At 41.0% G+C, this 22,081-nt stretch carries 19 protein-coding genes, 23 tRNA genes, 1 rRNA gene and 1 riboswitch; of the genes, 37 read left to right on the top strand and 6 right to left on the bottom strand.

Annotated features, from left to right (window positions below; genetic code table 11):
• The 27 genes from rrf to DFR63_RS00975 form a co-directional block, all read left to right on the top strand.
• Positions 1 to 94, top strand: a 5S ribosomal RNA gene (gene rrf / locus DFR63_RS00845); the annotation flags it as partial.
• A 75-nt stretch (positions 95 to 169) separates the two neighbouring features.
• Positions 170 to 245, top strand: a tRNA-Val gene (locus tag DFR63_RS00850).
• Positions 246 to 248: 3 nt separating this feature from the next.
• Positions 249 to 324, top strand: a tRNA-Thr gene (locus DFR63_RS00855).
• A gap of 12 nt (positions 325 to 336) precedes the next feature.
• Positions 337 to 409: transfer RNA gene (locus DFR63_RS00860), tRNA-Lys, on the top strand.
• Between the two features lie 11 nt (positions 410 to 420).
• Positions 421 to 505, top strand: a tRNA-Leu gene (locus tag DFR63_RS00865).
• Positions 506 to 537: 32 nt separating this feature from the next.
• A tRNA-Gly gene (locus tag DFR63_RS00870) sits at positions 538 to 612 on the top strand.
• Between the two features lie 6 nt (positions 613 to 618).
• Positions 619 to 707, top strand: a tRNA-Leu gene (locus DFR63_RS00875).
• A 21-nt stretch (positions 708 to 728) separates the two neighbouring features.
• Positions 729 to 802, top strand: a tRNA-Arg gene (locus DFR63_RS00880).
• A 10-nt stretch (positions 803 to 812) separates the two neighbouring features.
• Positions 813 to 886 (top strand) — tRNA-Pro (locus DFR63_RS00885).
• 27 nt (positions 887 to 913) lie between these two features.
• A tRNA-Ala gene (locus DFR63_RS00890) sits at positions 914 to 989 on the top strand.
• 42 nt (positions 990 to 1,031) lie between these two features.
• A tRNA-Met gene (locus tag DFR63_RS00895) sits at positions 1,032 to 1,108 on the top strand.
• A gap of 6 nt (positions 1,109 to 1,114) precedes the next feature.
• Positions 1,115 to 1,191, top strand: a tRNA-Ile gene (locus tag DFR63_RS00900).
• A 20-nt stretch (positions 1,192 to 1,211) separates the two neighbouring features.
• Positions 1,212 to 1,304: transfer RNA gene (locus DFR63_RS00905), tRNA-Ser, on the top strand.
• Between the two features lie 21 nt (positions 1,305 to 1,325).
• Positions 1,326 to 1,397 (top strand) — tRNA-Met (locus tag DFR63_RS00910).
• A gap of 24 nt (positions 1,398 to 1,421) precedes the next feature.
• Positions 1,422 to 1,497: transfer RNA gene (locus tag DFR63_RS00915), tRNA-Asp, on the top strand.
• 27 nt (positions 1,498 to 1,524) lie between these two features.
• Positions 1,525 to 1,600, top strand: a tRNA-Phe gene (locus DFR63_RS00920).
• Positions 1,601 to 1,605: 5 nt separating this feature from the next.
• Positions 1,606 to 1,678: transfer RNA gene (locus DFR63_RS00925), tRNA-Thr, on the top strand.
• 8 nt (positions 1,679 to 1,686) lie between these two features.
• Positions 1,687 to 1,767 (top strand) — tRNA-Tyr (locus tag DFR63_RS00930).
• 7 nt (positions 1,768 to 1,774) lie between these two features.
• A tRNA-Trp gene (locus tag DFR63_RS00935) sits at positions 1,775 to 1,845 on the top strand.
• 15 nt (positions 1,846 to 1,860) lie between these two features.
• Positions 1,861 to 1,936 (top strand) — tRNA-His (locus tag DFR63_RS00940).
• A gap of 4 nt (positions 1,937 to 1,940) precedes the next feature.
• Positions 1,941 to 2,012, top strand: a tRNA-Gln gene (locus DFR63_RS00945).
• Between the two features lie 19 nt (positions 2,013 to 2,031).
• Positions 2,032 to 2,102, top strand: a tRNA-Cys gene (locus DFR63_RS00950).
• Between the two features lie 16 nt (positions 2,103 to 2,118).
• A tRNA-OTHER gene (locus DFR63_RS00955) sits at positions 2,119 to 2,190 on the top strand.
• Between the two features lie 48 nt (positions 2,191 to 2,238).
• Positions 2,239 to 2,323, top strand: a tRNA-Leu gene (locus tag DFR63_RS00960).
• Positions 2,324 to 2,563: 240 nt separating this feature from the next.
• Positions 2,564 to 3,661, top strand: coding sequence for a carbohydrate kinase (locus tag DFR63_RS00965; RefSeq protein ID WP_115883896.1), 1,098 nt, complete (start codon positions 2,564 to 2,566; stop codon positions 3,659 to 3,661).
• Positions 3,658 to 4,572, top strand: coding sequence for a pseudouridine-5'-phosphate glycosidase (locus DFR63_RS00970; protein WP_115883897.1), 915 nt, complete (start codon positions 3,658 to 3,660; stop codon positions 4,570 to 4,572). The genes DFR63_RS00965 and DFR63_RS00970 overlap by 4 nt, the downstream gene beginning before the upstream one ends.
• Positions 4,573 to 4,661: 89 nt before the next feature.
• Entirely contained in the window at positions 4,662 to 6,365 is a 1,704-nt protein-coding gene (locus DFR63_RS00975) for an alpha/beta hydrolase family protein (protein ID WP_115883898.1), read from the top strand.
• A 44-nt stretch (positions 6,366 to 6,409) separates the two neighbouring features.
• Here the strand turns inward: DFR63_RS00975 and DFR63_RS00980 are convergent, their stop codons facing one another.
• Positions 6,410 to 6,838, bottom strand: coding sequence for a MarR family winged helix-turn-helix transcriptional regulator (locus tag DFR63_RS00980; RefSeq protein ID WP_115883899.1), 429 nt, complete (start codon positions 6,836 to 6,838; stop codon positions 6,410 to 6,412).
• Positions 6,839 to 6,942: 104 nt separating this feature from the next.
• On the opposite strand from DFR63_RS00980, the gene DFR63_RS00985 reads away from it, so the two are divergent.
• Positions 6,943 to 8,346, top strand: a complete 1,404-nt coding sequence (locus tag DFR63_RS00985) for a DHA2 family efflux MFS transporter permease subunit (protein WP_115883900.1) — start codon at positions 6,943 to 6,945, stop codon at positions 8,344 to 8,346.
• 41 nt (positions 8,347 to 8,387) lie between these two features.
• On the opposite strand, the gene DFR63_RS00990 is transcribed toward DFR63_RS00985, so the two are convergent.
• Complete coding sequence (locus DFR63_RS00990) at positions 8,388 to 9,188, bottom strand: hypothetical protein (RefSeq protein WP_115883901.1); 801 nt, start codon at positions 9,186 to 9,188, stop codon at positions 8,388 to 8,390.
• Between the two features lie 49 nt (positions 9,189 to 9,237).
• Entirely contained in the window at positions 9,238 to 9,390 is a 153-nt protein-coding gene (locus DFR63_RS11675) for a hypothetical protein (protein WP_162842246.1), read from the bottom strand.
• Positions 9,391 to 9,401: 11 nt separating this feature from the next.
• Between DFR63_RS11675 and DFR63_RS00995 the strand changes: the two genes are divergently transcribed.
• Positions 9,402 to 9,743: a hypothetical protein gene (locus DFR63_RS00995; protein ID WP_115883902.1), complete on the top strand. Its 342-nt coding sequence runs from the start codon at positions 9,402 to 9,404 to the stop codon at positions 9,741 to 9,743.
• Between the two features lie 110 nt (positions 9,744 to 9,853).
• Here DFR63_RS00995 and DFR63_RS01000 read toward each other — a convergent pair whose 3' ends face one another.
• The gene (locus DFR63_RS01000) at positions 9,854 to 11,158 is read right to left on the bottom strand and encodes a Na+/H+ antiporter NhaC family protein (RefSeq protein ID WP_115883903.1); all 1,305 of its coding nucleotides are present in this window, start codon (positions 11,156 to 11,158) and stop codon (positions 9,854 to 9,856) included.
• A gap of 65 nt (positions 11,159 to 11,223) precedes the next feature.
• Positions 11,224 to 11,322: riboswitch (SAM riboswitch) on the bottom strand.
• Between the two features lie 248 nt (positions 11,323 to 11,570).
• Here DFR63_RS01000 and DFR63_RS01005 point away from each other — a divergent pair.
• The 3 genes from DFR63_RS01005 to DFR63_RS01015 all read left to right on the top strand — a co-directional run bounded on the left by DFR63_RS01005 (position 11,571) and on the right by DFR63_RS01015 (position 14,670).
• Entirely contained in the window at positions 11,571 to 12,101 is a 531-nt protein-coding gene (locus tag DFR63_RS01005) for a YceI family protein (RefSeq protein ID WP_115883904.1), read from the top strand.
• Between the two features lie 184 nt (positions 12,102 to 12,285).
• Positions 12,286 to 13,278 (top strand): MsnO8 family LLM class oxidoreductase, encoded by a 993-nt coding sequence (locus DFR63_RS01010; protein ID WP_115883905.1) that lies wholly within the window; start codon positions 12,286 to 12,288, stop codon positions 13,276 to 13,278.
• Positions 13,279 to 13,332: 54 nt separating this feature from the next.
• A complete protein-coding gene (locus DFR63_RS01015; protein ID WP_245954100.1) occupies positions 13,333 to 14,670 on the top strand; it encodes an FAD-dependent oxidoreductase in 1,338 nt (445 codons plus the stop codon).
• Positions 14,671 to 14,796: 126 nt separating this feature from the next.
• Here DFR63_RS01015 and DFR63_RS01020 read toward each other — a convergent pair whose 3' ends face one another.
• Positions 14,797 to 15,351: a Maf family protein gene (locus tag DFR63_RS01020; protein ID WP_115883907.1), complete on the bottom strand. Its 555-nt coding sequence runs from the start codon at positions 15,349 to 15,351 to the stop codon at positions 14,797 to 14,799.
• A 192-nt stretch (positions 15,352 to 15,543) separates the two neighbouring features.
• Between DFR63_RS01020 and DFR63_RS01025 the strand changes: the two genes are divergently transcribed.
• Positions 15,544 to 15,900 (top strand): DUF6176 family protein, encoded by a 357-nt coding sequence (locus DFR63_RS01025; protein ID WP_115883908.1) that lies wholly within the window; start codon positions 15,544 to 15,546, stop codon positions 15,898 to 15,900.
• Between the two features lie 78 nt (positions 15,901 to 15,978).
• Here DFR63_RS01025 and abc-f read toward each other — a convergent pair whose 3' ends face one another.
• Positions 15,979 to 17,481 carry a ribosomal protection-like ABC-F family protein gene (abc-f, locus tag DFR63_RS01030; RefSeq protein ID WP_162842247.1) on the bottom strand — a complete coding sequence of 501 codons (1,503 nt, stop codon included), beginning with the start codon at positions 17,479 to 17,481 and terminating at the stop codon, positions 15,979 to 15,981.
• A 295-nt stretch (positions 17,482 to 17,776) separates the two neighbouring features.
• Between abc-f and queG the strand changes: the two genes are divergently transcribed.
• The 4 genes from queG to DFR63_RS01050 all read left to right on the top strand — a co-directional run bounded on the left by queG (position 17,777) and on the right by DFR63_RS01050 (position 21,959).
• Positions 17,777 to 18,907 (top strand): tRNA epoxyqueuosine(34) reductase QueG, encoded by a 1,131-nt coding sequence (gene queG, locus DFR63_RS01035; RefSeq protein ID WP_115883910.1) that lies wholly within the window; start codon positions 17,777 to 17,779, stop codon positions 18,905 to 18,907.
• 15 nt (positions 18,908 to 18,922) lie between these two features.
• Complete coding sequence (trmL, locus tag DFR63_RS01040) at positions 18,923 to 19,390, top strand: tRNA (uridine(34)/cytosine(34)/5-carboxymethylaminomethyluridine(34)-2'-O)-methyltransferase TrmL (protein WP_115883911.1); 468 nt, start codon at positions 18,923 to 18,925, stop codon at positions 19,388 to 19,390.
• A 12-nt stretch (positions 19,391 to 19,402) separates the two neighbouring features.
• Entirely contained in the window at positions 19,403 to 20,146 is a 744-nt protein-coding gene (gene nfsA / locus DFR63_RS01045) for an oxygen-insensitive NADPH nitroreductase (RefSeq protein WP_115883912.1), read from the top strand.
• A 136-nt stretch (positions 20,147 to 20,282) separates the two neighbouring features.
• The gene (locus DFR63_RS01050) at positions 20,283 to 21,959 is read left to right on the top strand and encodes a glutathione ABC transporter substrate-binding protein (protein ID WP_115883913.1); all 1,677 of its coding nucleotides are present in this window, start codon (positions 20,283 to 20,285) and stop codon (positions 21,957 to 21,959) included.
• Positions 21,960 to 22,081 lie beyond the last annotated feature (122 nt).

A 22,081-nucleotide genomic window follows, 5' to 3' on the forward strand; every position in this document is an offset into this window, starting at 1 on the left:
GCCACACCTGTTCCCATGTCGAACACAGCAGTTAAGCTCTCCAGCGCCGATGGTAGTTGGACTGACGTCCCGCAAGAGTAGGACGCTGCCAGGCTGTACATATTTTTTAGAAAAAATTTAAATAATGATTGATTTATTAATATAAATATAAGATAATAGTATCTTACATGGAGAATTAGCTCAGCTGGGAGAGCATCTGCCTTACAAGCAGAGGGTCGGCGGTTCGAACCCGTCATTCTCCACCATGTGCCGGCCTAGCTCAATTGGTAGAGCAACTGACTTGTAATCAGTAGGTTGGGGGTTCAAGTCCTCTGGCCGGCACCATCTCTTAACTAAGAGCCATTAGCTCAGTTGGTAGAGCATCTGACTTTTAATCAGAGGGTCGCAGGTTCGAATCCTGCATGGCTCACATTCAAATATGCGGGTATGGCGGAACTGGCAGACGCACTAGATTTAGGATCTAGCGCTTCACGGCGTGGGGGTTCGACTCCCTTTACCCGCACCATTTTAAAACAGTATTTATTAATAGTATAGTCAGCGGAAGTAGTTCAGTGGTAGAACATCACCTTGCCAAGGTGGGGGTCGCGGGTTCGAATCCCGTCTTCCGCTCCAGTTTAAGCCGGGGTGGCGGAACTGGCAGACGCACAGGACTTAAAATCCTGCGATAAGTGATTATCGTACCGGTTCGATTCCGGTCCTCGGCACCATATTGAATTAAATAATGTAATGCGCCCATAGCTCAATTGGATAGAGCGTCTGACTACGGATCAGAAGGTTAGGGGTTCGACTCCTCTTGGGCGCGCTTATAGAAACGGGAAGTAGCTCAGCTTGGTAGAGCACTTGGTTTGGGACCAAGGGGTCGCAGGTTCGAATCCTGTCTTCCCGACTCTTTTAAAAGAATAAATGTTATAATGGGGGCTTAGCTCAGCTGGGAGAGCGCCTGCCTTGCACGCAGGAGGTCAGCGGTTCGATCCCGCTAGTCTCCACCATTATTTTAAAAGTCAAAGTTATAGTGATAATCAATTTAACTCGGCGGCGTAGCTCAGCTGGCTAGAGCGTACGGTTCATACCCGTGAGGTCGGGGGTTCGATCCCCTCTGCCGCCACCATTTGATGGACCTTTAGCTCAGTTGGTCAGAGCAAACGGCTCATAACCGTTGGGTCGCAGGTTCGAGTCCTGCAAGGTCCACCATAGCTTAAACTTAATATCGCGGAGGAATACCCAAGTTCGGCTGAAGGGATCGGTCTTGAAAACCGACAGGGGCTTAACGGCTCGCGGGGGTTCGAATCCCTCTTCCTCCGCCATTTTTAATTTAATAATATTATCGCGGGATGGAGCAGTGGTAGCTCGTCGGGCTCATAACCCGGAGGTCGGAGGTTCGAATCCTTCTCCCGCAATTATTTTCATGCAAGTTTATATTAGGTCCCGTGGTGTAGCGGTTAACATGCCTGCCTGTCACGCAGGAGATCGCGGGTTCGATTCCCGTCGGGACCGCCATTTTTATCTGACAATTTTATACATAGTGGTTTAGTAGCTCAGTTGGTAGAGCATGTGATTGAAGCTCACAGTGTCGGCGGTTCGATTCCGTCCTGAACCACCATTTAAGCCGGCCTAGCTCAATTGGTAGAGCAACTGACTTGTAATCAGTAGGTTGGGGGTTCAAGTCCTCTGGCCGGCATTCTTTACGGAAGGGTAGCGAAGTGGCTAAACGCGGCGGACTGTAAATCCGCTCCTTCGGGTTCGGCAGTTCGAATCTGCCCCCTTCCATTAGTATAGGGGTATCGTATAATGGTAATATAGAGGTCTCCAAAACCTTTGATGTGGGTTCGATTCCTACTACCCCTGCATTTTATTAAAATGGCGGTTGTGGTGAAGTGGTTAACACACCGGATTGTGGTTCCGGCATGCGTGGGTTCGATCCCCATCAGCCGCCCCATTTTTGGGCTGTAGCCAAGCGGTAAGGCAACGGGTTTTGGTCTCGTGACGCGAAGGTTCGAATCCTTCCAGCCCAGTTTTTTATAGATTTCCTTTGGCGCCATAGCCAAGTGGTAAGGCAGAGGACTGCAAATCCTCTATCACCGGTTCAAATCCGGTTGGCGCCTTAAACTATACTTTTATGCGGAAGTAGTTTAGTGTTTAGAACATGCTTCTTCCTGAAGCAAGACATAGGTTCAAATCCTATCTTCCGCTTTATATTTTTAACTAATTAGATGACTAATTAGTATTTTTTTTTAATGAGCCACCGTGGCGGAATAGGCAGACGCGTTGGACTCAAAATCCAATTCTCGTTAAGAGAGTGTCGGTTCGATCCCGACCGGTGGTATACTTTAGCACTGTGCTGTTGGCACAGTGCTTTTTTTATTTTTGTAATGAAGAGTCATGCTGGATATAATTAAAATGGATTTTAAATACTATTAAATACTATTTAGTGAAAATATTCTCATAAAATTCATAAATGATGTGACTTATTAACAAAAACAGTTCTATTTTGTGTTAAAATAAGTTTTTATTGCTTAAATCATATATAATTTAAAGCAGTAAAAAGTGAGTTAGGAGGATAGCAATGCATCCTAAAGAAAATGACGTTTTAAAACATATAAAAGATAACCCTTTCATATCACAAACTGAACTGTCTAAAAAAGTAGGTCTGACTAATTCTTCTGTGGCTGCGATTGTATCCGAGCTTGTGAAGAAAGAATTTATTCAGGGACAGGCATATGTACTGAATGCAGAGTATCCAATTGTCTGTATAGGCGCTGCTAACCTGGATCGCAAATTCTTTGTTCATGATCAGCTGATACACGGTACTTCGAATCCTATTCAGTCTGCACATTCAGTCGGAGGTGTTGCGCGCAATATCGGTGAGAACCTTGGACGACTCGGAGAGAGCGTTGCTCTGATTACGACACGGGGCGATGATGGTGATTGGAAAACAATTCACGATTTAACTGCACCGTTTATCAATCTCGATTTTGCTGAGCATATTGCAGGACAGAGTACAGGCTGCTATACTGCATTAATCAGTCATGAAGGTGAGATGGAATACGGTTTTGCCGATATGAACATCTACGATTATCTGACACCGGAAGTGCTGATTAAACAGACATACATATTAAAGCGTGCGAAATGTATTATTGCAGATTTAAACACGCCGAAAGTGTCTCTTGACTTCTTGTGTGCTTATGCAGAGAAGCACGATCTTAATCTTGTGCTGATACCTGTGTCGGGACCGAAAATGAACCGTATGCCGGATAATTTAAATGCAGTTGACTGGCTGATTGTTAACAGAGACGAAACAGAAGCACACTTTAAAATTAAAATTGACAGCGATGAAGATCTGCTTAAAGCAGCAGAAATGTGGAATGAAGCAGGTGTTAGTCACGTTATTGTTACAAATGGCGTCAAATCGATAGCTTACAGCGGAGAGAGCGACGGCGGTAAGATATACAGCATAATACCATCGGACAAGGTTGTCGACGTCACAGGGGCTGGAGATTCATTTTCCAGCGCTATCGTGTTCGGCTGGCTGAAGGGCTATCCAATCGATGACATCGTGAAGATGGCGATGATGAACAGCAGTAAGACAATAGAGACAGAATATACCGTACGTCAGGATTTAACAGAAAAACAACTTATTAAAGACATGGAGGAAGCAAAATGAATCATTTAATCGAACTACACCCGGATGTTAAAAAAGCGCTGGAAAGCAATAAACCGGTAATTGCACTTGAATCAACTATTATTTCTCACGGTATGCCTTACCCGCAAAACGTTGAAATGGCTAAAAAAGTAGAAGATATTGTTCGCGAAGGCGGCGCAGTTCCTGCAACAATTGCTATTATGGACGGCAAGATTAAAGTTGGTCTCGATGAAGCTTCACTTGAAAAGCTTGGTAACTCTGAAGGTGTAGCGAAAGTTTCACGCCGCGACCTGGCAGAAATTATTGCGACTAAACGCATCGGTGCAACGACAGTGGCATCGACGATGATCTGTGCAGAAATGGCAGGCATTAAATTCTTCGTTACAGGCGGAATCGGCGGTGTTCACCGCGGTGTGGAAGAAACTATGGATATCTCAGCGGACCTTGACGAGTTAGGGAAAACTGATGTCGCTGTTATCTGTGCTGGAGCTAAATCAATTTTAGACCTTGATAAGACGATGGAATATCTTGAAACTAAAGGTGTACCGGTCATCGGCTATCAAACGGAAGTACTGCCGGCATTCTTTACACGTACAAGTGATATTAAATTAAACACTGTGTCTGAAACAACTGAAGACATCGCTGCAATTATTAAAGCGAAGCACGACCTTAAACTTGAAGGCGGCACAGTAATTGCGAACCCTATTTTAGAAAGCGATGAACTGCCTAAAGAATATATTGACGGTATCGTTATGGAAGCTGTTAAAGAAGCTGAAGAAAACGGCATTGGCGGTAAAGATTCAACACCGTTCCTGCTAGGTAAAATTGTAGAAAAAACTGAAGGTAAATCCCTGGAAGCCAATATTAAATTAGTGTATAACAACGCTAAAGTCGGCACGCAGATTGCTGTAGATTACTTTAATATGCAATAATTATTAATTTAAGCCCTAATCCTTACAATTCTTTAAGGATTAGGGTATTTTTATATATAAGGATTACATAATTAAAAGAGGGTGCCAAAGTGACGGAGTTTACTAAATATCTATCATTGAAATTGGACAAAAGCGAAGAAAATTTATATGTCATCTCAGATGAGACAGGCAAACGTGAACTGCACAGCTACAATCTAAAAGATAAGAGTTATGTCAAAGTAACAAACGAGCAGGAGAACGTTAAAAACTACTGGTTTACAGACGGAGGACTGTTAACAGCAACAGATTTAAACGGCAATGAACGCGAACAGCTGACTTACACTAACAAAGAAGAAAAGGTGCAGCTTACGGCGGATGATGATTATTATCACCATTACGGTGTATATATGAATGGCGATTTTATCTTTTTGAGAAATCATAAAGAAGGTAAAATATTTGAGCTGATAAACTATTCGGACAGACAGCAGAAAGTTCTTAGTTCATTTGAAGAACCGTCTTCGATTATTGGGAAATTAGATGATAATCATATACTGATGAGTCAGGCAATAAATAATTTAGATAAAAAAATCTTTATATTTAATGTCAAAACAGGGGAATTAACAGATACAGAACTGCCGTCAGGGCGGTTTGGTAATTACCGATCACTGAACGATACGGAAGCTCTATTTACGAGCGATTATTTGGAAGGTCATTTAAATTTATATAAATTAAACAAAGAAACTTTTGAATTCAAAAAACTGACTTATTTTAAATGGGACATTCAGAAAGTAATTGTGCTCGAAGATAAAAATAATATTGTTTTCGAAGTGAATAAAAAGGGCTTTTCCAAACTATTTAAATACGATGTCCGGAATGATCTTTTAGAAACGCTTGATTTTTCAAGCTGCGGAGTAGTGCACTCACTGGCTAATTCACAAGACAAGCTGTACGTCCTGTATTCGGATATGGCAACACCGCATGCGGTGTATGAATTTGATTTAACAGTCAGCAGTACAGAAAAATTATTCGGCAATGAAGAAATCGATACTCAAATCAATACAACATACTCGACATACCCGTCGTTTGACGGACTCGATGTGCCGTATTATTTATATCAGCAGAACGATAAAGCACCAACCGCAATTCACGTGCATGGCGGGCCGGAATCGCAGGCGCGTCCAGAATTTAATGAATTGTATTATAAGCTTTATAAAGAAGGTTATCAGATTGCGGTACCGAATATCAGAGGATCGACGGGATATTCTAAATTTTATATCGGTCTTGATAATCAGGAAAAACGTATGGATGCTGCGAAAGATGTTGTTGAACTGCGGCAGCATTTAATTAACAAACATCAGGCTGATAAAGACAACATTTTTATTATGGGAAGAAGCTACGGCGGTTTTATGACACTTCTGCTGATTACTCAATTTCCTAAATTGTGGAAAGGTGCTGTCGATATTGTCGGCATCTCGCACTTTACAACACTGCTCTCGAACACACCGGCCTGGCGCCGGGAACAGCGTTCGTATGAGTACGGTTTTATCGGCGAGCACGATGAATTTATGCAGTGCATTGCACCGCTGAACAATACTCAGAGAATACGCTGTCCGCTTAAAATATTTCACTCGCATAACGACGTCAGAGTACCATACTCTGAATCGGTCCAGATGTATGAAAGAATGAAAGAAGAAAAAAAAGATGTAGAGCTTACTGCATATGAAAATGAAGGGCATCAGTACTTATACACTGAAAATCAGGATGATATGAATACTAAAATAATTAAATTCTTTAATGAACAGACAAGTAAATAAAAATAAGCCGTTTCACTTTAATTAAAAAGATGAAGCGGCTTGTTTTAATTCATTAAATTATTAAATTTCTGAAGCAGACGGGCAAATTCATCGATATCTTCATCTTCCCATTTATCTATCATTTTTGAAAAACGCTGTTTGCGGTTTTTCCGCGTATGTGCGATAACATCCCAGCCTTTGCTGTTTATATCATATATATATGAACGGCGGTCTGTCCGGGATTGTTTTTTTTCGAGCAGCTCCTCTGTCAATAAGCCGGCAGCTTGTCTGCTGACGGTGGAAATATCGAGATGAAGCTTTTCGGCAATACTTTTGACACCCATCGGTCCGTTTCTTGAAATGAGCAGCAGGATTAAATAGCTGGCACGATTCAGTTCCTGGGCTTCATCCAAATCAACAGTGCGGCTCCGTAAAGCACGGACCATCATAGCAATTTCCAGTTCCAGAATTTCTAAAGATTCTTCGTTTACCATTTATAAATTCAGCCTCCAAATTTTTCAGCTTATATAGTTGACTTAAGATATAGTTGTATTATACAATCATTAATTGTGTTATGTCTATGAAAGAAGGAAAATGAATGTCTTTAGAAAATGAAAATAATAATCAGCTCACAGGCAAAAGCAGAACGATATTAATGGCTGTGCTGTTATCGGGAGCATTTGCAGCAATCTTAAATCAGACGCTCCTCGCTACTGCGATTCCTCATATAATGACGGATTTAAATCTGGATGCGGATGTTGCCCAGTGGCTGCAGTCAGTCTTTATGCTTGTTAACGGTATTATGATACCTATTACAGCTTTTTTAATTAATAAGTTCTCAACGAGAACTTTATTCTTCACTGCGATGTCACTGTTTGGCATCGGCACGCTGATTTGCGGTATTTCTCCGTCGTTTCCAGTACTTTTAACGGGACGAATTCTGCAGGCGGCGGGCGCAGGTATTGTCATGCCTCTGATGCAGACGATTCTCTTCCTGGTTTATCCACGTGACCAGCGGGGGAAAGCGATGGGAATGTTCGGTCTTGTTATCAGTTTCGCACCGGCCATCGGACCGACTCTGTCAGGATGGTTTATCGACATCTATCCTTGGCGCGGTTTGTTCTACATGATTTTGCCAATTGTAGCGATCGATCTTATCGTGGCTTATTTTATATTGAGAAATGTGACAGAGAAAACGAACCCGAAACTGGATATGACATCTATTATTCTGTCGACGTTCGGTTTTGGCGGACTGCTTTACGGATTCAGTGCTGCCGGCAACAGCGGCTGGCTGAGCCTTGCGGTGATACTGCCGATAATTATTGGTGCAATCGCCCTTGTACTCTTCATTAAGCGCCAGAATAGATTGAAAGAACCAATTTTAGAGTTTGGTGTATTTAAAGATAGAATATTCACCTTATCTACATCATTGGGAATGATTGTCTTCATGTCTATGATCGGCGGAGCAGTGATACTGCCCATCTTCATGCAGACGATGCTCGGTTTCAGCGCAATGGAATCCGGCATGATGCTGCTCCCGGGTGCTTTGATAATGGGAATTATGAGTCCTGTGACAGGCAGACTGTTCGATAAATACGGAGCAAAATGGCTGGCAATTATCGGACTCGGCATGCTTACAGTAACCACGCTGATGTTTGCTACTTTGAATACTGAAACTACATTTACTTATCTTGCCGTCGTTAATACGTTCCGTATGCTCGGTGTCGCAATGGTGATGATGCCGGTAACAACAGCTGGATTAAACAGATTGACAAACAGACTGGTGCCGCATGGTACTGCGATGAACAATACCATGCGACAGGTCGCCGGTGCAGTAGGGACAGCTCTTCTGGTCTCTATTATGACGAATATGGCAAGACCGGAACAAGGAGTTGAAGGCATGATTCACGGAGTGAATATGTCCTTCCTGTTTGCAGGAATACTTGCATTTATCGGTTTTATTCTCGCTTTCAGATTGAGAAAAAATGAAGATATGAATTAAATTAAAGCAGCATTCCGTGAAAGCGGAACGCTGCTTTTTTATTAAGTTTCTGTATTAGATTGTTTAGACCTGACATACTGTCCGGTAATGATAATAATCAGCCCGATAAACATGAAGTACTTAACGATAAACTGGGACAAACCGTTTAAAAAATCAAAAGGATAAATCATGCGCCCCGCACTGTATATCAGCAGAACGATAAAAATTAATCTGCTCGCCCATGAATCAGTACTGAAGATAAAGTAAAGTGAAGCGGCTGCTACGATAACAAAGACTGCATAAAGCAGCGTGTCGATTAATGAAGAATCGTAAGATGCAATTTTTAACGGACTGAGCGTTTTTGAATTCATGAACAATATCAATAAATTAGCGCTGACAAACAGAATTAAAAACAAGATACTTGATATCATCTGCCTGTTGCCATGACCGGACGACTGATGTTTGATACCATGATTCATGAATGGCACCATAGCCAGTATTAAAACAATCACAGCGGGCAGTACAAGCGAAATAACAATTTCCCCAAAGAAAAATATTGTTGCCGAGAACAGTACGGCAAAATACACACCGAGAATGGCAGCATCTGACCAGTAATTATTCCGGTGTTTAGGCAGATGCTTAGAAGCGACGCGGGCAACATCTTTCGTTTTGGCATTATAGTATTCAACGTAATCTTTACCAGAATCGGTCATTGCAGCTGCCATTATGTACAGCTTTTCAAATTTTGCATCTTCAGTAACGAAGTTTTTATCAAACTCCTTATTCAGCGACTGAAAAGCCAGCTGATCATCATTTGAAAGGGTTTGAAATATTTTTTCGTATTCTTTTTTATAATTCTTCATAAAAACATCCTCATGCGGTATATGTTACTCATTATTATAGCAGACAATATTAGTTACCGGCATTTTCATAAACTGTTTTTGAAAGTTCAAGCTCATCAGCAACTTTCGATACATCCGCTTTGGACTCGTCAATCACACGGCTGTTCAGGAAGATAAAAATAATAATGATTAAAGCAGCAAAACTTATACTGTGGATAAGCAAGAAAGGAAGCAGTGATAAAAAAAGAAAACGATGACCCGATGGTCAACAGAGATTATATCCAACAGTATCTGCCGATATTTGAGCTAGAACTGGCTTATTATAAGCAGGATTATGAGTATGTTTTAGAAAACTTTGCTTATCAAATGTATGAACGTCCGCAAGCCCAGTATCCGCTGGACCGGATTTTATTCGCTGTCAGAAGTCTGGTGTACCCGCTCAGTCTGTTTGAAACAGGGAAAGTCGAAAAGGCGAGAGAATCTTATTTAATCATTGAAGAAACTGTCGAAGATATAAAACATTCAATATACGCTAAAGAAATGCATATGATTAAGGAAATTATATTTGAACAATAAAGAGAGTGGAGTGTGCATGGGCATATTCCGCTTTTTTTATTGAAAGCCGCCACGGCAACTTTTAAATAAAAAATCGAATCCAGCATCTGCTGAATCCGAAAGATTTTTCTCTAATTAACTTTGACTTTTGAATACTTTCTTGGGAATCCAATTAATATCGCAATAATTCCGCTGATAATCAGCAGAATTGGATAAATGGAATACGGCATAATTTCCACAGGCGAGATACCGGCGGCGAGTCCTGAAGCTGCAAGCATTTGTCCGCCGTAAGGAATGAGACCCTGGAATCCTGCAGCGAATGTATCGAGTATACTTGCAGATTTTCTCGGGTCCACTTCATATTCTTCAGCTATGTTTTTTGCGAGAGGTCCCGTCATCATTATTGAAATTGTATTATTGGCAGTGGATACGTCAGTAACGCTGACTAAACTTGCGATACCGAGTTCGGCGCCTTTTTTCGTTTTAATTCTGCCCATAATAGTATTGAGCAGATAGGTGATACCTCCGTAATGACTGACTAGACCAATCATACCGGCTATTAGTATTGTGATAATTGAAATTTCCTGCATACCTGCAATACCTTCACCAGCCGCTGAAAACAGCGTAAATATATCGAAAGCTCCTGTCAACAAGCCGAGAAGACTTGAAATTGCTGCTCCGCTCAGCAGCACTATTATGACATCGACCCCGAGGAGTGCGATAATCAGCACAGAAAGATATGGAATGACTTCAATAAAATTAAAGTCATAATTTCCTGTCTGACTAAGTGAGATGTCGGCAGTAATTAAATATAAAGTAATTATGGTCAGGATAGCGCCCGGCAGCACAATCCAAAAGTTCACTTTGAATTTATCAATCATTTTGACACCCTGAGTACGTGTAGCAACAATGGTTGTATCAGAAATAAACGATAAGTTATCACCAAACATAGCCCCGCCAATAACAGTGGCTAAAGCGAGTGCGAGTCCGATTTCAGTCTGGTCTGCGATACCAATGGCGATCGGTACAATTGCTACAACAGTGCCTGTGCTGGTTCCCATAGCGAGTGATACAAAACAGCAGATAATAAAAATTCCGCTTAAAAGCAGGCTAGGGGGAAGAAATGTTAATCCCATATTTACTGTTGAATCCACAGCTCCCATAGCTCCTGCAATGCCGGAAAAAGCACCGGAAAGCAAGAAAATAACAACTATAAGTATGACGTTTTCCTGTGCTGCGCCTTGAAAGTAAGCAGCTAATTTATCTTTAAACGGTTCTTTAAAATATAAAAAGAAACCTGCAACTGACGCAAGGATCGCTGCTAGCGGAATCGGCATAGCATTGAAATCTCCTGCCAGAAGCCCGGTACCAATGAATAAGGCTACAAATATAACTAGGGGCAGCAAGGATACCGGGCCGCCTTTTTTATTAGACATAATTTATCCTCCTATTAAAAAATCCCCATCTTTTATTTGTAAAGATAAGAGATGGGGAAGTCCTCAGCTTATCTTTGAGCGTCTGCTCCTGGAATTAGCACAGTACCAAATAGTCTGTTGCTGAGGCTTCAACGGGCCAGTCCCTTCACCTCTCTGGATAAGAATTTATTTAATTAATGAGATTAAGGATACACGCCTAGCCGATAAAGGTCAATATATTAATACAGAGTGTCAAAAAAGGTTTAATTTTCAGATAATGAGAAACTGATTCAATACAGACTTAAATATATCAAATTTAATTTATTTTAAGTTTGTTACTTGCTTTTTGTAACTAAGTATATTATCATAATTAATGTGATAGTTCGAAAGCGAAGTATTAACGAAAAATAAAACTATGGAGGATGATTTAATTATGGCTAAATTTATATTAGACAAAGCGCATTCGGAATTAGAATTTATGGTAAAACACATGATGGTAACTAAAGTCAGAGGAACATTCGGCGACTGGACAATTGATATTGATGTGGACGACATGGAAGATCTTTCAACAGCGAAGGTTACAGGAAAAGCAAGCACAGCAACAATCAACACTAAAGTTGCAGACCGTGATGCTCACTTAACATCAGCTGATTTCTTCGATTCAGAAAACTATTCAGATATTACATTTGAATCTACTAAAATTGAAGGTTCAGGTTCCAGCTACGAAGTGACTGGGAACTTAACTATTAAAGATGTAACTAAAGAAATTACTGTTCCTTTAGAGTTCAATGGTAAGGCATTAAACCCGTGGGGCGTTGATGTTTACGGATTTGAATCAAACTTCTCAATCAACCGCGAAGAATTCGGTTTAACTTGGAACCAGGCTCTTGAAACTGGCGGCGTTATGGTTTCTAAAGACGTTAAAGTTAACCTTGAGTTACAGTTCAATCCTGCAGAAGCATAATAATCAGATTATACAGCTGAAAATGATATAGATATAAATGGGTCAATATTCCCTAATATTCTTAAATGAATATTAGGGAATATTTTTTTATGACTAAGCACTTAGTTTTTATAACAGGCCGTTAATTGATATTCTTTAAAGCGAGTAGATTACCGATAAATATAATTTAAAGGATGTATTAACTATGAAACTGAGTATACTGGATCAAGCTCCCATTACTAAAGGCAACACACCAGCAGATGCTTTAAAAAAAGCGGAAGAACTGGCTGTGCTTGGCGATCAGCTCGGCTATGAACGAATGTGGATGGCAGAACATCACGGCACGTCCGCCTACGCAAGTTCAGCTCCTGAAATTACAGCGGCACATTTGGCAGCTAAAACAAAAAACATACGAATCGGTACCGGAGGTGTCATGATGATGCATTATTCTCCGTTAAAGCTTGCCGAAGTTTTTAAAACACTCAGCGCATTCGCTCCCGGACGTATTGATTTTGGCATGGGAAGAGCACCCGGCGGAGATCAGTTTTCCATTTACGCATTGTCCGAGGGACGTACACCGATAGTGCATAATATGTATGAGAAATTTGATACTGCACTGCAGCTGATTAATGACGAAGTGCCTTCATCTGATTTATATAACAGAACAATTGCGACACCGTCGAATATCATTCTGCCTGAATCGTGGCTGCTCGGTTCGAGCGGCAACAGTGCGGTAGAAGCTGGCCGGAGAGGCGCGGGTTATTCATTCGCCCAGTTCTTTAACGGACAGCTGTCAAAAGAAATACTCGATGCTTATAAAAATAATTTTGAAGCATCTTCTTTTATGGAAAAACCTGAAATTAATGTATCTTATATGGTTACGGCAGCAGAAACTGCTGAAGAAGCAGAATTTGAAGCTAAACCGCAGGATATTTGGCGTCTGCAGTTTATGAAAGGACGAAGGGGACAAGTTTTGACTCCCGAAGAGGCCGAGGACTTTCCGCTGACAGAAATGGACCGCATGAAAATTCAAGAAGGCCGTAAACTGCATTTAGTCGGTTCTGCCAAAGAAATCGCCAAACGCCTGCAGGAAGAACAGATCCAGTATGGATTTGACGAAGCGATGATCTGCAGCATTCCTCACTCTCAAAAAGCGCGTCTCAATGTCTATAAACTGCTGGCAGAAGAACTGTTTTAAAAATGGTTCTGAAGGGAATATAGAAATTGATTAATTTTTGAGAATATTAAGGAGATGCTGCGGTTGACACATTTTGATGCAATAATAATCGGTTTCGGCAAAGCCGGTAAATCTTTGGCAGGGGACCTCGCCGGCCGTGACTGGAATGTGGCACTAATAGAAAAAGATAAAACAATGTACGGCGGAACTTGTATTAATATAGCCTGTATTCCGACGAAGCTGCTGATGCATGACGCATTGAACGGCAGTGAATACAGAGCTGCCGTAGAACGCAAAAACGGAGTCGTTGAGAGACTGCGTGATAAAAACTATCACAGTATTGCAGACTTAAACAAGGCGACAGTTTACGATGGCACTGCTGTTTTTATCAGCGACAAGGAAATTGAAGTAGAAACAGAAAACGGCAAAAAAGAAGTACTGAGTGCAGATAATATTTTCGTTAATACTGGTGCAGAGACCAGCATACCGCCGCTCGAGGGTGATATAGACTCTGATAAAGTTTATACGAGCACAACGCTGATAGACGAAGAAATACTGCCGGATAAGCTGACGATTGTCGGCGGTGGATACATTGGACTTGAATTCGCAACGATGTATAATGCTTTTGGTTCAGAAGTCAGTGTTATCGTGCCTGCCGATGAGATTCTAAAAGACGAAGATGAAGATATCAGAAATGAAATTACAAAGGATATGAAAGAGAGTGGCATTAATTTTATCTTCGGTGAGCGGGCAGAAAAAGTCAAAGAAGAAAGCAGCAGTAACATTACCGTTACTTTATCAAACGGGAGAGAGCAGACATCAAATGCGATTTTATTTGCTACAGGCCGAAAACCCAATACTAAAGGACTCGGACTGGATAACACTTCAGTTCAGCTGACTGAAAACGGCGGAATCAAAGTTGATAATCACCTTCAGACAACTGCTGATAATATTTACGCGATGGGCGATGTAAAAGACGGCTTCCAGTTTACTTACACATCTCTGGATGATTACCGTATTGTAAAAACTCATTTATTTGATGATGGTGAGTATTCATACGATTCGCGGACAAACGTGCATTACACCATGTTTACAGATCCGCCATATTCCCGCGTTGGGCTGACCTTGCAGGAAGCAAAAGAAGAGGGCTATGAAGCGGATGAAAACAGTATGCCGATGTCGGGTCACCCGAGATCTCACATCAATAATGAACTGCGCGGTTTATTTAAAGCAGTGGTGGATACAGAAAGCGGAAAAATTCTTGGAGTGCATTTATATGGCGTGAACTCAGAAGAGCTGATTAACCTGGCTAAACTCGCTATGGATCACGATATACCTTATACAGTACTTCGTGATCAGATGTACAATCACCCTGTAATGAGTGAAGCATTTAATACTTTATTTGATATATAAATAGAATTGGGGCTTGGAATAAGCGTGACAGTCTGTCATACCAGCCCTGATGTAAAAGACGGCTTGAAATCAAAATTTTCAAGCCGTCTTTTTGCTTACTCCAAAATTTTATTTAAGCCGCAAATTTTAAAAACCGTATTTCTTTAAGGCTCTGTAGACTTTAGCAAGCGGCAGGCCGACGACCGTATTATAATCGCCTTTTATCTCTTTAACAAAAACTGCTCCAAAAGATTGAATTCCGTATCCGCCAGCCTTGTCATACGGTTCATCTGTCTGAATATATTCTTCAATTTCCTCTTCTGACAGGTCATAAAAAGTAACTTCTGTACTGTCGGAAATAATTTCTTCAAAGTCTCTTGACTTTAATATCACAGCGGAGTACACTTCATGAGTGCTTCCGGATAAAGCCCTTATCATTTGACGTGCGTCTTCAATTGTGGCCGGTTTTTCATAAATTATTTGATTATGGCTGACTACTGTATCACAGGTTAACAGTATTGAATTATCATCTGCCGTCAAAATAGATGCTTTTAATCTTGCAGTTTCGATGACTTTAGTTTCGGGGTCGCTGTCTGTAATCTGTTTTTCATCAGCGTCCGGTATAAGGATTTCGTACTCCAGACCAATCTGTGAGAGTAATTCACGGCGTCTTTTAGACTGTGAGCCAAGTATAAGTTTCATAAATGATACCTCCGGTGCGTAAGTTGCGTTAAGATGTCTGATATTCGTTGTTTTTAGATTAAAAAACGTTATAATAGCGTTAATACAAGTAATCAAAAAAGATATATATAATATATTAAACTAATTAATTTTAATAATACATAGGTTAAACCTAAATACTAAATAGATAGCCGTTTTAAGAGAGGAGCAATCATGAGAGTAGAATTGACGAAATACAGAGTTAAAGAAGGTAAAAATGAACTGGTAGATGAGTGGATTGAGTATATGCATAATCATATGGATGACGTTCTCATGAATCTCGAAGGCGAGAAAATGTTCGTTGAAACTATCTTCCGTGAAGCTTTTAATGATGTGGAATACTTATACTGGTACAGTGTTCAGGATGACAATCAACCTGAAGATAAAATTTCCAAAGCGGACCTTGATGAAAAACATTTAGAATACTGGGAACGCTGTATTGATAAAACTTTCAGACCTGAAGATATGAAGGCTGAAATTGTTATGATACCTGAACGTATCAGACGGGTTATGAGATATAATAACGATTAAAGGCACCCTTTTGGGGGATGCCTTTTTTGTATGGACTTTGCTTTTAGCTGAATAACAGCAGGGTTCGCCGTTGTCAATCTAATGACTTTTCAGGTCTTTTTTCTTTTGAAGCAAACGCTCGAACTCAGCTTCGAGTTCAGGAGTGGAACCTTCCGACAGTTCACTGAGTACACGGGTAATCTGAGTTTCCAGCACGAGCAGTTCGTCTTTGGAAGAATTTCTCGGCGGGGGAGTATCAGGGTTCACCAGTCTCTGGTCTTCTATATTGTAGGAAGTTTCTGCAATACTGTCCCGGAAACGTTTATCGTGAGAGACTAAAATCATTAGTCCCGGATAACTTTTCAGCATATCCTCGAGCGCTTCAATCGAATGGACATCCAGAAAGTTCGTTGGTTCATCGAGTATCAGCACCTGACTGTTCGACATCAGCAATTTAACGAGTTGAACTTTTACACGCTCTCCGCCGCTAATCACGGAAACTGTTTTATGAACTTCATCTCCTTTAATGTTCAAGCGGGCAAGTGCGGTTCTGACAGCGGTTTCATCGTAATTGCTGCTGTTCTGAATGTTTTTGAGAATACTCGAATTTAAATCCAGAGACTCAAGCTGCTGATAAAAGTAGCCGATATCCAGATTCGAGAACTGATACTTCTCGTAGATATAATTAAGCAGAGTCGTTTTACCTGAACCGTTTTTACCGGTAATACTTACTTTATCGGTTGCTTTTAAATAAAGTGAAACATCTTTTAGAAGCTCTTTCTCCTGTCTTTTTACAGTTTCACGCTCGAGCCGGATTACAGTTTTACCGCCGAGTTTTTCAATGTCCTGAGTATAGAAAATCACCTGTTTTTCTTCTTCGGGTTTTTCTTTTTCTTCCAGCTGATTCAGTCGTGATTCCATACTCGTTCGTACTTTATCCAGTTTCTTTTGCATTTTATTAAAGTAGGGTGTTTCTTTAGTAACATACCGTTTTGTTTCTTTGTCATACACTCTATTCGACAAAGCAGCCTGTCTGGATTTGTTCTCAACTGCTTTTTCCAGATGCTGTTTTTCCCGAATGTATTTATCATATTCGAGTTTTGCACGCTGTTTATTATGTGCTTCAATTTCTTTGTAATGCGAGTAGCTTCCAGGATACACAGCGATTTTGGTATCTTCTATCGACCATATCTCGTCTGCAATTTTATCCAGAAAATCCCGGTCGTGGGACGCGACTATTTTAAGGGCTTTCTTTTGCTTCAATTGATCGAACAGCCATGCAGCATTTGTTTCGTCCAAATGCGTTGTCGGTTCATCCAGTAAAATGACGCCTGCTGAATTTTTCAGACCTTCCTGCAGATAAATTTTAGTCGTTTCTCCGCCGCTTTTTTTAAAATCGGTGTTTTTAAGCTGGGGAATATAAATTATATTCTCGTTCGTAAGCTGCTCTGCATTATTGGCAATATAATTCAGCAGAGTCGTTTTTCCACTGCCGTTACGGCCAATCAGACCGATTGTTTTGTGTTCCTGTACAGTGATATTATCAATCGCAAGTATTGTTTCACCGTTAATCTCTAAAGTAATTTTATTAAGATTCATCATAAAAAAGAGCCTCATTTCGTTGTCGAAATAAGGCTCCGCACAGTATAATACAATATATAATTCTATCTCCTCTTATTATAAATAGAGAAGAGTGTAATTATATGAGGTTATATATTATAAATGAGCTGCAGATATTACCCTATTTCGACATAATTTTCGCATAATAAATAAACTTAAATATGTCATAAGAAAAAGGATAATCTACTTCATTGTCCTGCAGTTCACCTCGCACGTGTATTTGTTATTAATAATATAAAACACATTAGAAAATATTGCAAATAAAGGATGGGGAATTATGGACCGTCATGAGTTTAAAGAACGTGTAATTGAATATGCACATACGATTGGTATCGATGATATCGGATTTACGACGGCAGAACCGTTCACAGAGTTTAAAGCTAAGCTTATTGATTATTATAAGAATGGTTATGAGTCGGGATTTGAGACGGGTACGATTGAGGAGCGGACCAATCCGAAAGCGAGTCTCGCCAATGCAGAAAGCATAGTGTCTATTGCGGTCGGGTATCCAAATAAACTGCGCAATGCGCCGAAATCGAAACAGGGTGAACGCCGCGGTATCTTTGCGAGAGCTTCGTGGGGAATGGATTACCATACCTTGCTTCGAACGAGACTGGAGAAACTGGAAGCCTTTATTAAAGAACTTGATCCGTCCATTGATTGTAAATCAATGGTGGATACAGGTGTGCTGAGCGACAGGGAAGTGGCACGCCGGAGCGGTCTTGGATTTGCAGGAAAGAATGGTTTTATCATCAATCCGAAACTCGGGACATATTCCTACCTCGGTGAAATGATTGTAAGTTACCCATTTCCTGCGGATGAAGAGCTGCTGGATTCCTGCGGAGATTGTAATATCTGTGTAGACCGCTGTCCGACAGGGGCACTCGTCGGAAACGGGCAGGTGGATTCTAAAAAATGCATTTCATTTCTTACTCAGACGAAAGGTTTCATGCCGGTGGAGTACCGTTCTAAAATAGGGAACCGGCTTTACGGTTGCGATACGTGCCAGCAGGTCTGCCCGCGGAACAGAGGCATCAATACAGAACATCATGAAGATATTGTTCTTGAACCGGAAATTTTAAAACCTGAGCTCACCAGCCTGCTGCAAATATCAAATCGTGAATTTAACGAAACGTATGGCCACCTTGCAGGAGTCTGGCGCGGCAAGAAGCCGATTCAGCGGAATGCAATCATTGCACTTGCGCACTTTAAAGAAACTGCGGCAATTGATATACTAAAACAAGTTGCTGAAACGGATGTGCGTCCGGTAATTAAAGGCACTGCCTACTGGGCAATCGGTCAGATTTCAGGAGATGAAGCTCTTGATTATATTTATGAAAGATACGGCATCGAAACCGATGACGATGTGAAAAAAGAAATGCTTATGGGCATACAAGAAGCGAGTTAGGAAGAAGGAAAAAAGATGAACCACGTTGTGCTGTACCAACCGGAAATACCTCAAAATACAGGGAATATTGCAAGGACATGCGTTGCTACAGGCACGCCGCTCCACCTGATTAAACCGTACGGTTTCAGTCTGGAAGACAAATACGTGAAGCGTGCAGGTCTCGATTATTGGAAAGACCTTGAACTTTACGAGTATGAAACAATTGAAGATTTTTTTGAACAGAACAAAGGAAAGTATTATATGATTTCAAAATTCGGTAAAAAGAATTTTACCGATATGGATTACAGCAGTACAGACGAGAGGCATTATTTTGTTTTCGGTCGTGAAACAAAAGGACTGCCTGACTGGCTGAAGGAAAAGTATCAGGAATCACTGATGAGAATTCCGATGACCGATAAGGTACGTTCTCTGAATTTATCGAATACCGTCGGTATACTGGTATATGAAGCATTAAGACAGCAGGAGTATCCTGGACTGAAATAGGAGGATTTTTAAATGAATGACGTTATTAAATTATTAAATAATCATCGTTCTTTAAGGAAATTTACAGATGAAAAATTATCTGAAGACACGATCAGAACACTCGTCGGTGCTGCCCAGAGTGCAAGTACATCAAGCTACGTACAGGCGTATTCTATTATGGGGGTCACTGACCCTGAGAAGAAAAAAGCCCTGCGTGAAATCAGTACGCAGAGCTATGTAGAACATAACGGTCACCTGTTTGTTTTTGTGGTGGATTTTTATCGTCATAAGGAACTTGCAAAACAGGCAGGTACAGAAATTTCATATGATAAAACAGAAAATCTGATTGTCGGTGTCGTAGATGCCAGTCTGGCTGCACAAAATCTAGCGACCGCAGCAGAAAGTATGGGACTCGGTATTTGCTACATTGGTTCACTGCGCAATGACATTAAGAAAGCGGGAGAAATTTTAGGATTGCCGGAAGGCGCGTTTGTACTCTTCGGCATGGTAGCTGGTTACCCTGAACTGGGAGAAGACGGTTCGAAAAAAGAACGTTTGCCATTTGAAGCAGTTTATCATGAAAACACATACCAGAAAATCGAAGAAGTTCAAGATGATATCGATGCCTACGACCAGCGTATCAGCGATTATTACAGCAGCAGAACAAACGGCAAACGCGATGATAAGTGGAGCGAACAGGTGACAGAGATGCTCAGTAAAAAACAGCGTCTCGATGTAGATACACTCTTAAAAGAAAAAGGATTCTTAAGACAATAAAAATATTTGAGTACACATATGAGTCGTCATATGTGTACTTTTTTAATACCAACTATTAAATTATTCAGAAATTATGTAGACGAACAAAAAGCCTAGTGATATAGTATGATTTAAATACATAGCAAAGAGGTATAATATGAAAACATTTAGAACGTACTTATTAGCATTACTGCTAATTTTTGCAGTGGCAGGCTGTTCGGATGACAGCGAAGTTTCATCGGAAATATCAAATGATACTGGTGAAACTGCAGAGAAACTTTCACTTACCCAGTCATTACCTGCAGATGCAGTATCACTGGATCCGCACGGAAGTAACGACACACCTTCTGAAAAGATGAGGTCTCACATCTATGAAGGGCTGGTCAGCCAGGATGAGAATCTTGATATCGTTCCGGAACTCGCATCAGAATGGGAACAAATAGATGATGTAACATGGCAGTTCACTTTACGGGAAGGTGTCGAATTTCATGACGGCAGTGAATTTAATGCCGAGACAGTGAAGGCGAATTTCGACCGTCTGCTTGATCCGAGCCGGGGCTCAACAAGGGCATTCGTTCTTGAGATGATTGAAGAAGTGAATGCAGTCGATGAATACACGGTAGAGATTATTACGGAATACCCATTTTCACCTTTACTCGGCCATCTGACACATGGCGCCGGTGATATGCTATCGAAAGAACTGATTGATGAAGATTATCAGTATGCGCTTGATGAAGCTGGACTTGATGTCACATTGGGTGAATATTATGAAATACGTGAAGCTGGCGGCAGCGACCATGAAGAAATTGCAGAGCGAATAACTGAATATACAAGTACGGTAGTGGAACAAAATCCGTCGGGAACGGGATATTTGAAATATGACAGCAGAACACCCGGTGAACAAACAGTTCTGACAGGAAATGATAACTACTGGAATGGCGACGTCAATGTTGCTGATTTAACATTAAAAGTAGTAAGCGAAGCATCCTCAAGGATTGCGGAAGCTGAGACAGGGCAGTCGGATGTTGCAGCAGATGTACCGCCAAGTGACAAGGATAGAATAACGTCTAATGATGACCTGGTTTTAAATGAAACTCAGTCCGTAGCTCTTGAGTACATAGGCTTAAATACAAAAAATGAATATTTACAGGATAAACGCGTGCGCCAGGCACTGACACATGCCTTTAATAAGCAGGCTGTAATAGATGGCATATATAACGGTGCCGGTACTGAAGCAGTGTCTCCGCTTGCGCCTGATGTTTTCGGCTTTGATGAGTCACTTGAACCTTTGGAATATGATATGGAAGAAGCAAGAAGGCTGCTTGAAGAAGCAGGTTATGAAGATGGATTTACATTGACGATGATGGTGAACAGCGATAATGCTCAACGTGTGGATACCGCGATTTGGCTGCAGCAGTCTCTTGAAGAATTAAATATTACACTGGAAATAGAACAGCTGGAATGGGGCACGTTCCTCGAAGCAACAGGAGACGGAGAACATGACTTATATATTATGAGCTGGGGGAACTCAACGGGAGATCCAGACAATGCGATGACACCGCTGGTTCACTCTTCAAGAATAGGCAGTCCGGGAAACCGTGCTTTCTTCGAAAATGATGAGGTAGACAGACTGCTTGAAGAAGGCAGCAGAGAGTCAGATGATGCAGTAAGAGAAGAAATATACAGCGAAATCCAGGCAATCTTAGTTGACGAAGCACCGCTGATCTTTATCCTGCACCCGCAAAAATATAATGTTTACAGTTCAGCTTTAGACGGTGTAGAAATTAGTCCTTATGAAGAATTTAATTTTCAAAATGTGAAAAACAAGAAGTAAATTATAATGAAAAATCCGGGGTATCTTTGAACTGCTCCCTGTCAAGTAGACAGGTAAAAAAACAAAATAGTATTTTGGTCGCACACGACGATTGTCGTGTGCGTTTTTTTATGCGGGTATCT

This window comes from Jeotgalicoccus halotolerans (genome assembly GCF_003387165.1).
Classification (GTDB): domain Bacteria; phylum Bacillota; class Bacilli; order Staphylococcales; family Salinicoccaceae; genus Jeotgalicoccus; species Jeotgalicoccus halotolerans.

Excerpts from the sequence above, each read along its gene's own strand:
- DFR63_RS00965 (WP_115883896.1), top strand. The coding sequence starts at position 2,564 with ATGCATCCTAAAGAAAATGACGTTTTAAAACATATAAAAGATAACCCT.
- DFR63_RS00970 (WP_115883897.1), top strand. The coding sequence starts at position 3,658 with ATGAATCATTTAATCGAACTACACCCGGATGTTAAAAAAGCGCTGGAA.
- DFR63_RS00980 (WP_115883899.1), bottom strand. The coding sequence starts at position 6,838 with ATGGTAAACGAAGAATCTTTAGAAATTCTGGAACTGGAAATTGCTATG.
- DFR63_RS00985 (WP_115883900.1), top strand. The coding sequence starts at position 6,943 with ATGTCTTTAGAAAATGAAAATAATAATCAGCTCACAGGCAAAAGCAGA.
- DFR63_RS00990 (WP_115883901.1), bottom strand. The coding sequence starts at position 9,188 with ATGAAGAATTATAAAAAAGAATACGAAAAAATATTTCAAACCCTTTCA.
- DFR63_RS01000 (WP_115883903.1), bottom strand. The coding sequence starts at position 11,158 with ATGTCTAATAAAAAAGGCGGCCCGGTATCCTTGCTGCCCCTAGTTATA.
- DFR63_RS01005 (WP_115883904.1), top strand. The coding sequence starts at position 11,571 with ATGGCTAAATTTATATTAGACAAAGCGCATTCGGAATTAGAATTTATG.
- DFR63_RS01010 (WP_115883905.1), top strand. The coding sequence starts at position 12,286 with ATGAAACTGAGTATACTGGATCAAGCTCCCATTACTAAAGGCAACACA.
- DFR63_RS01015 (WP_245954100.1), top strand. The coding sequence starts at position 13,333 with ATGCTGCGGTTGACACATTTTGATGCAATAATAATCGGTTTCGGCAAA.
- DFR63_RS01020 (WP_115883907.1), bottom strand. The coding sequence starts at position 15,351 with ATGAAACTTATACTTGGCTCACAGTCTAAAAGACGCCGTGAATTACTC.
- DFR63_RS01025 (WP_115883908.1), top strand. The coding sequence starts at position 15,544 with ATGAGAGTAGAATTGACGAAATACAGAGTTAAAGAAGGTAAAAATGAA.
- abc-f (WP_162842247.1), bottom strand. The coding sequence starts at position 17,481 with ATGATGAATCTTAATAAAATTACTTTAGAGATTAACGGTGAAACAATA.
- queG (WP_115883910.1), top strand. The coding sequence starts at position 17,777 with ATGGACCGTCATGAGTTTAAAGAACGTGTAATTGAATATGCACATACG.
- trmL (WP_115883911.1), top strand. The coding sequence starts at position 18,923 with ATGAACCACGTTGTGCTGTACCAACCGGAAATACCTCAAAATACAGGG.
- nfsA (WP_115883912.1), top strand. The coding sequence starts at position 19,403 with ATGAATGACGTTATTAAATTATTAAATAATCATCGTTCTTTAAGGAAA.
- DFR63_RS01050 (WP_115883913.1), top strand. The coding sequence starts at position 20,283 with ATGAAAACATTTAGAACGTACTTATTAGCATTACTGCTAATTTTTGCA.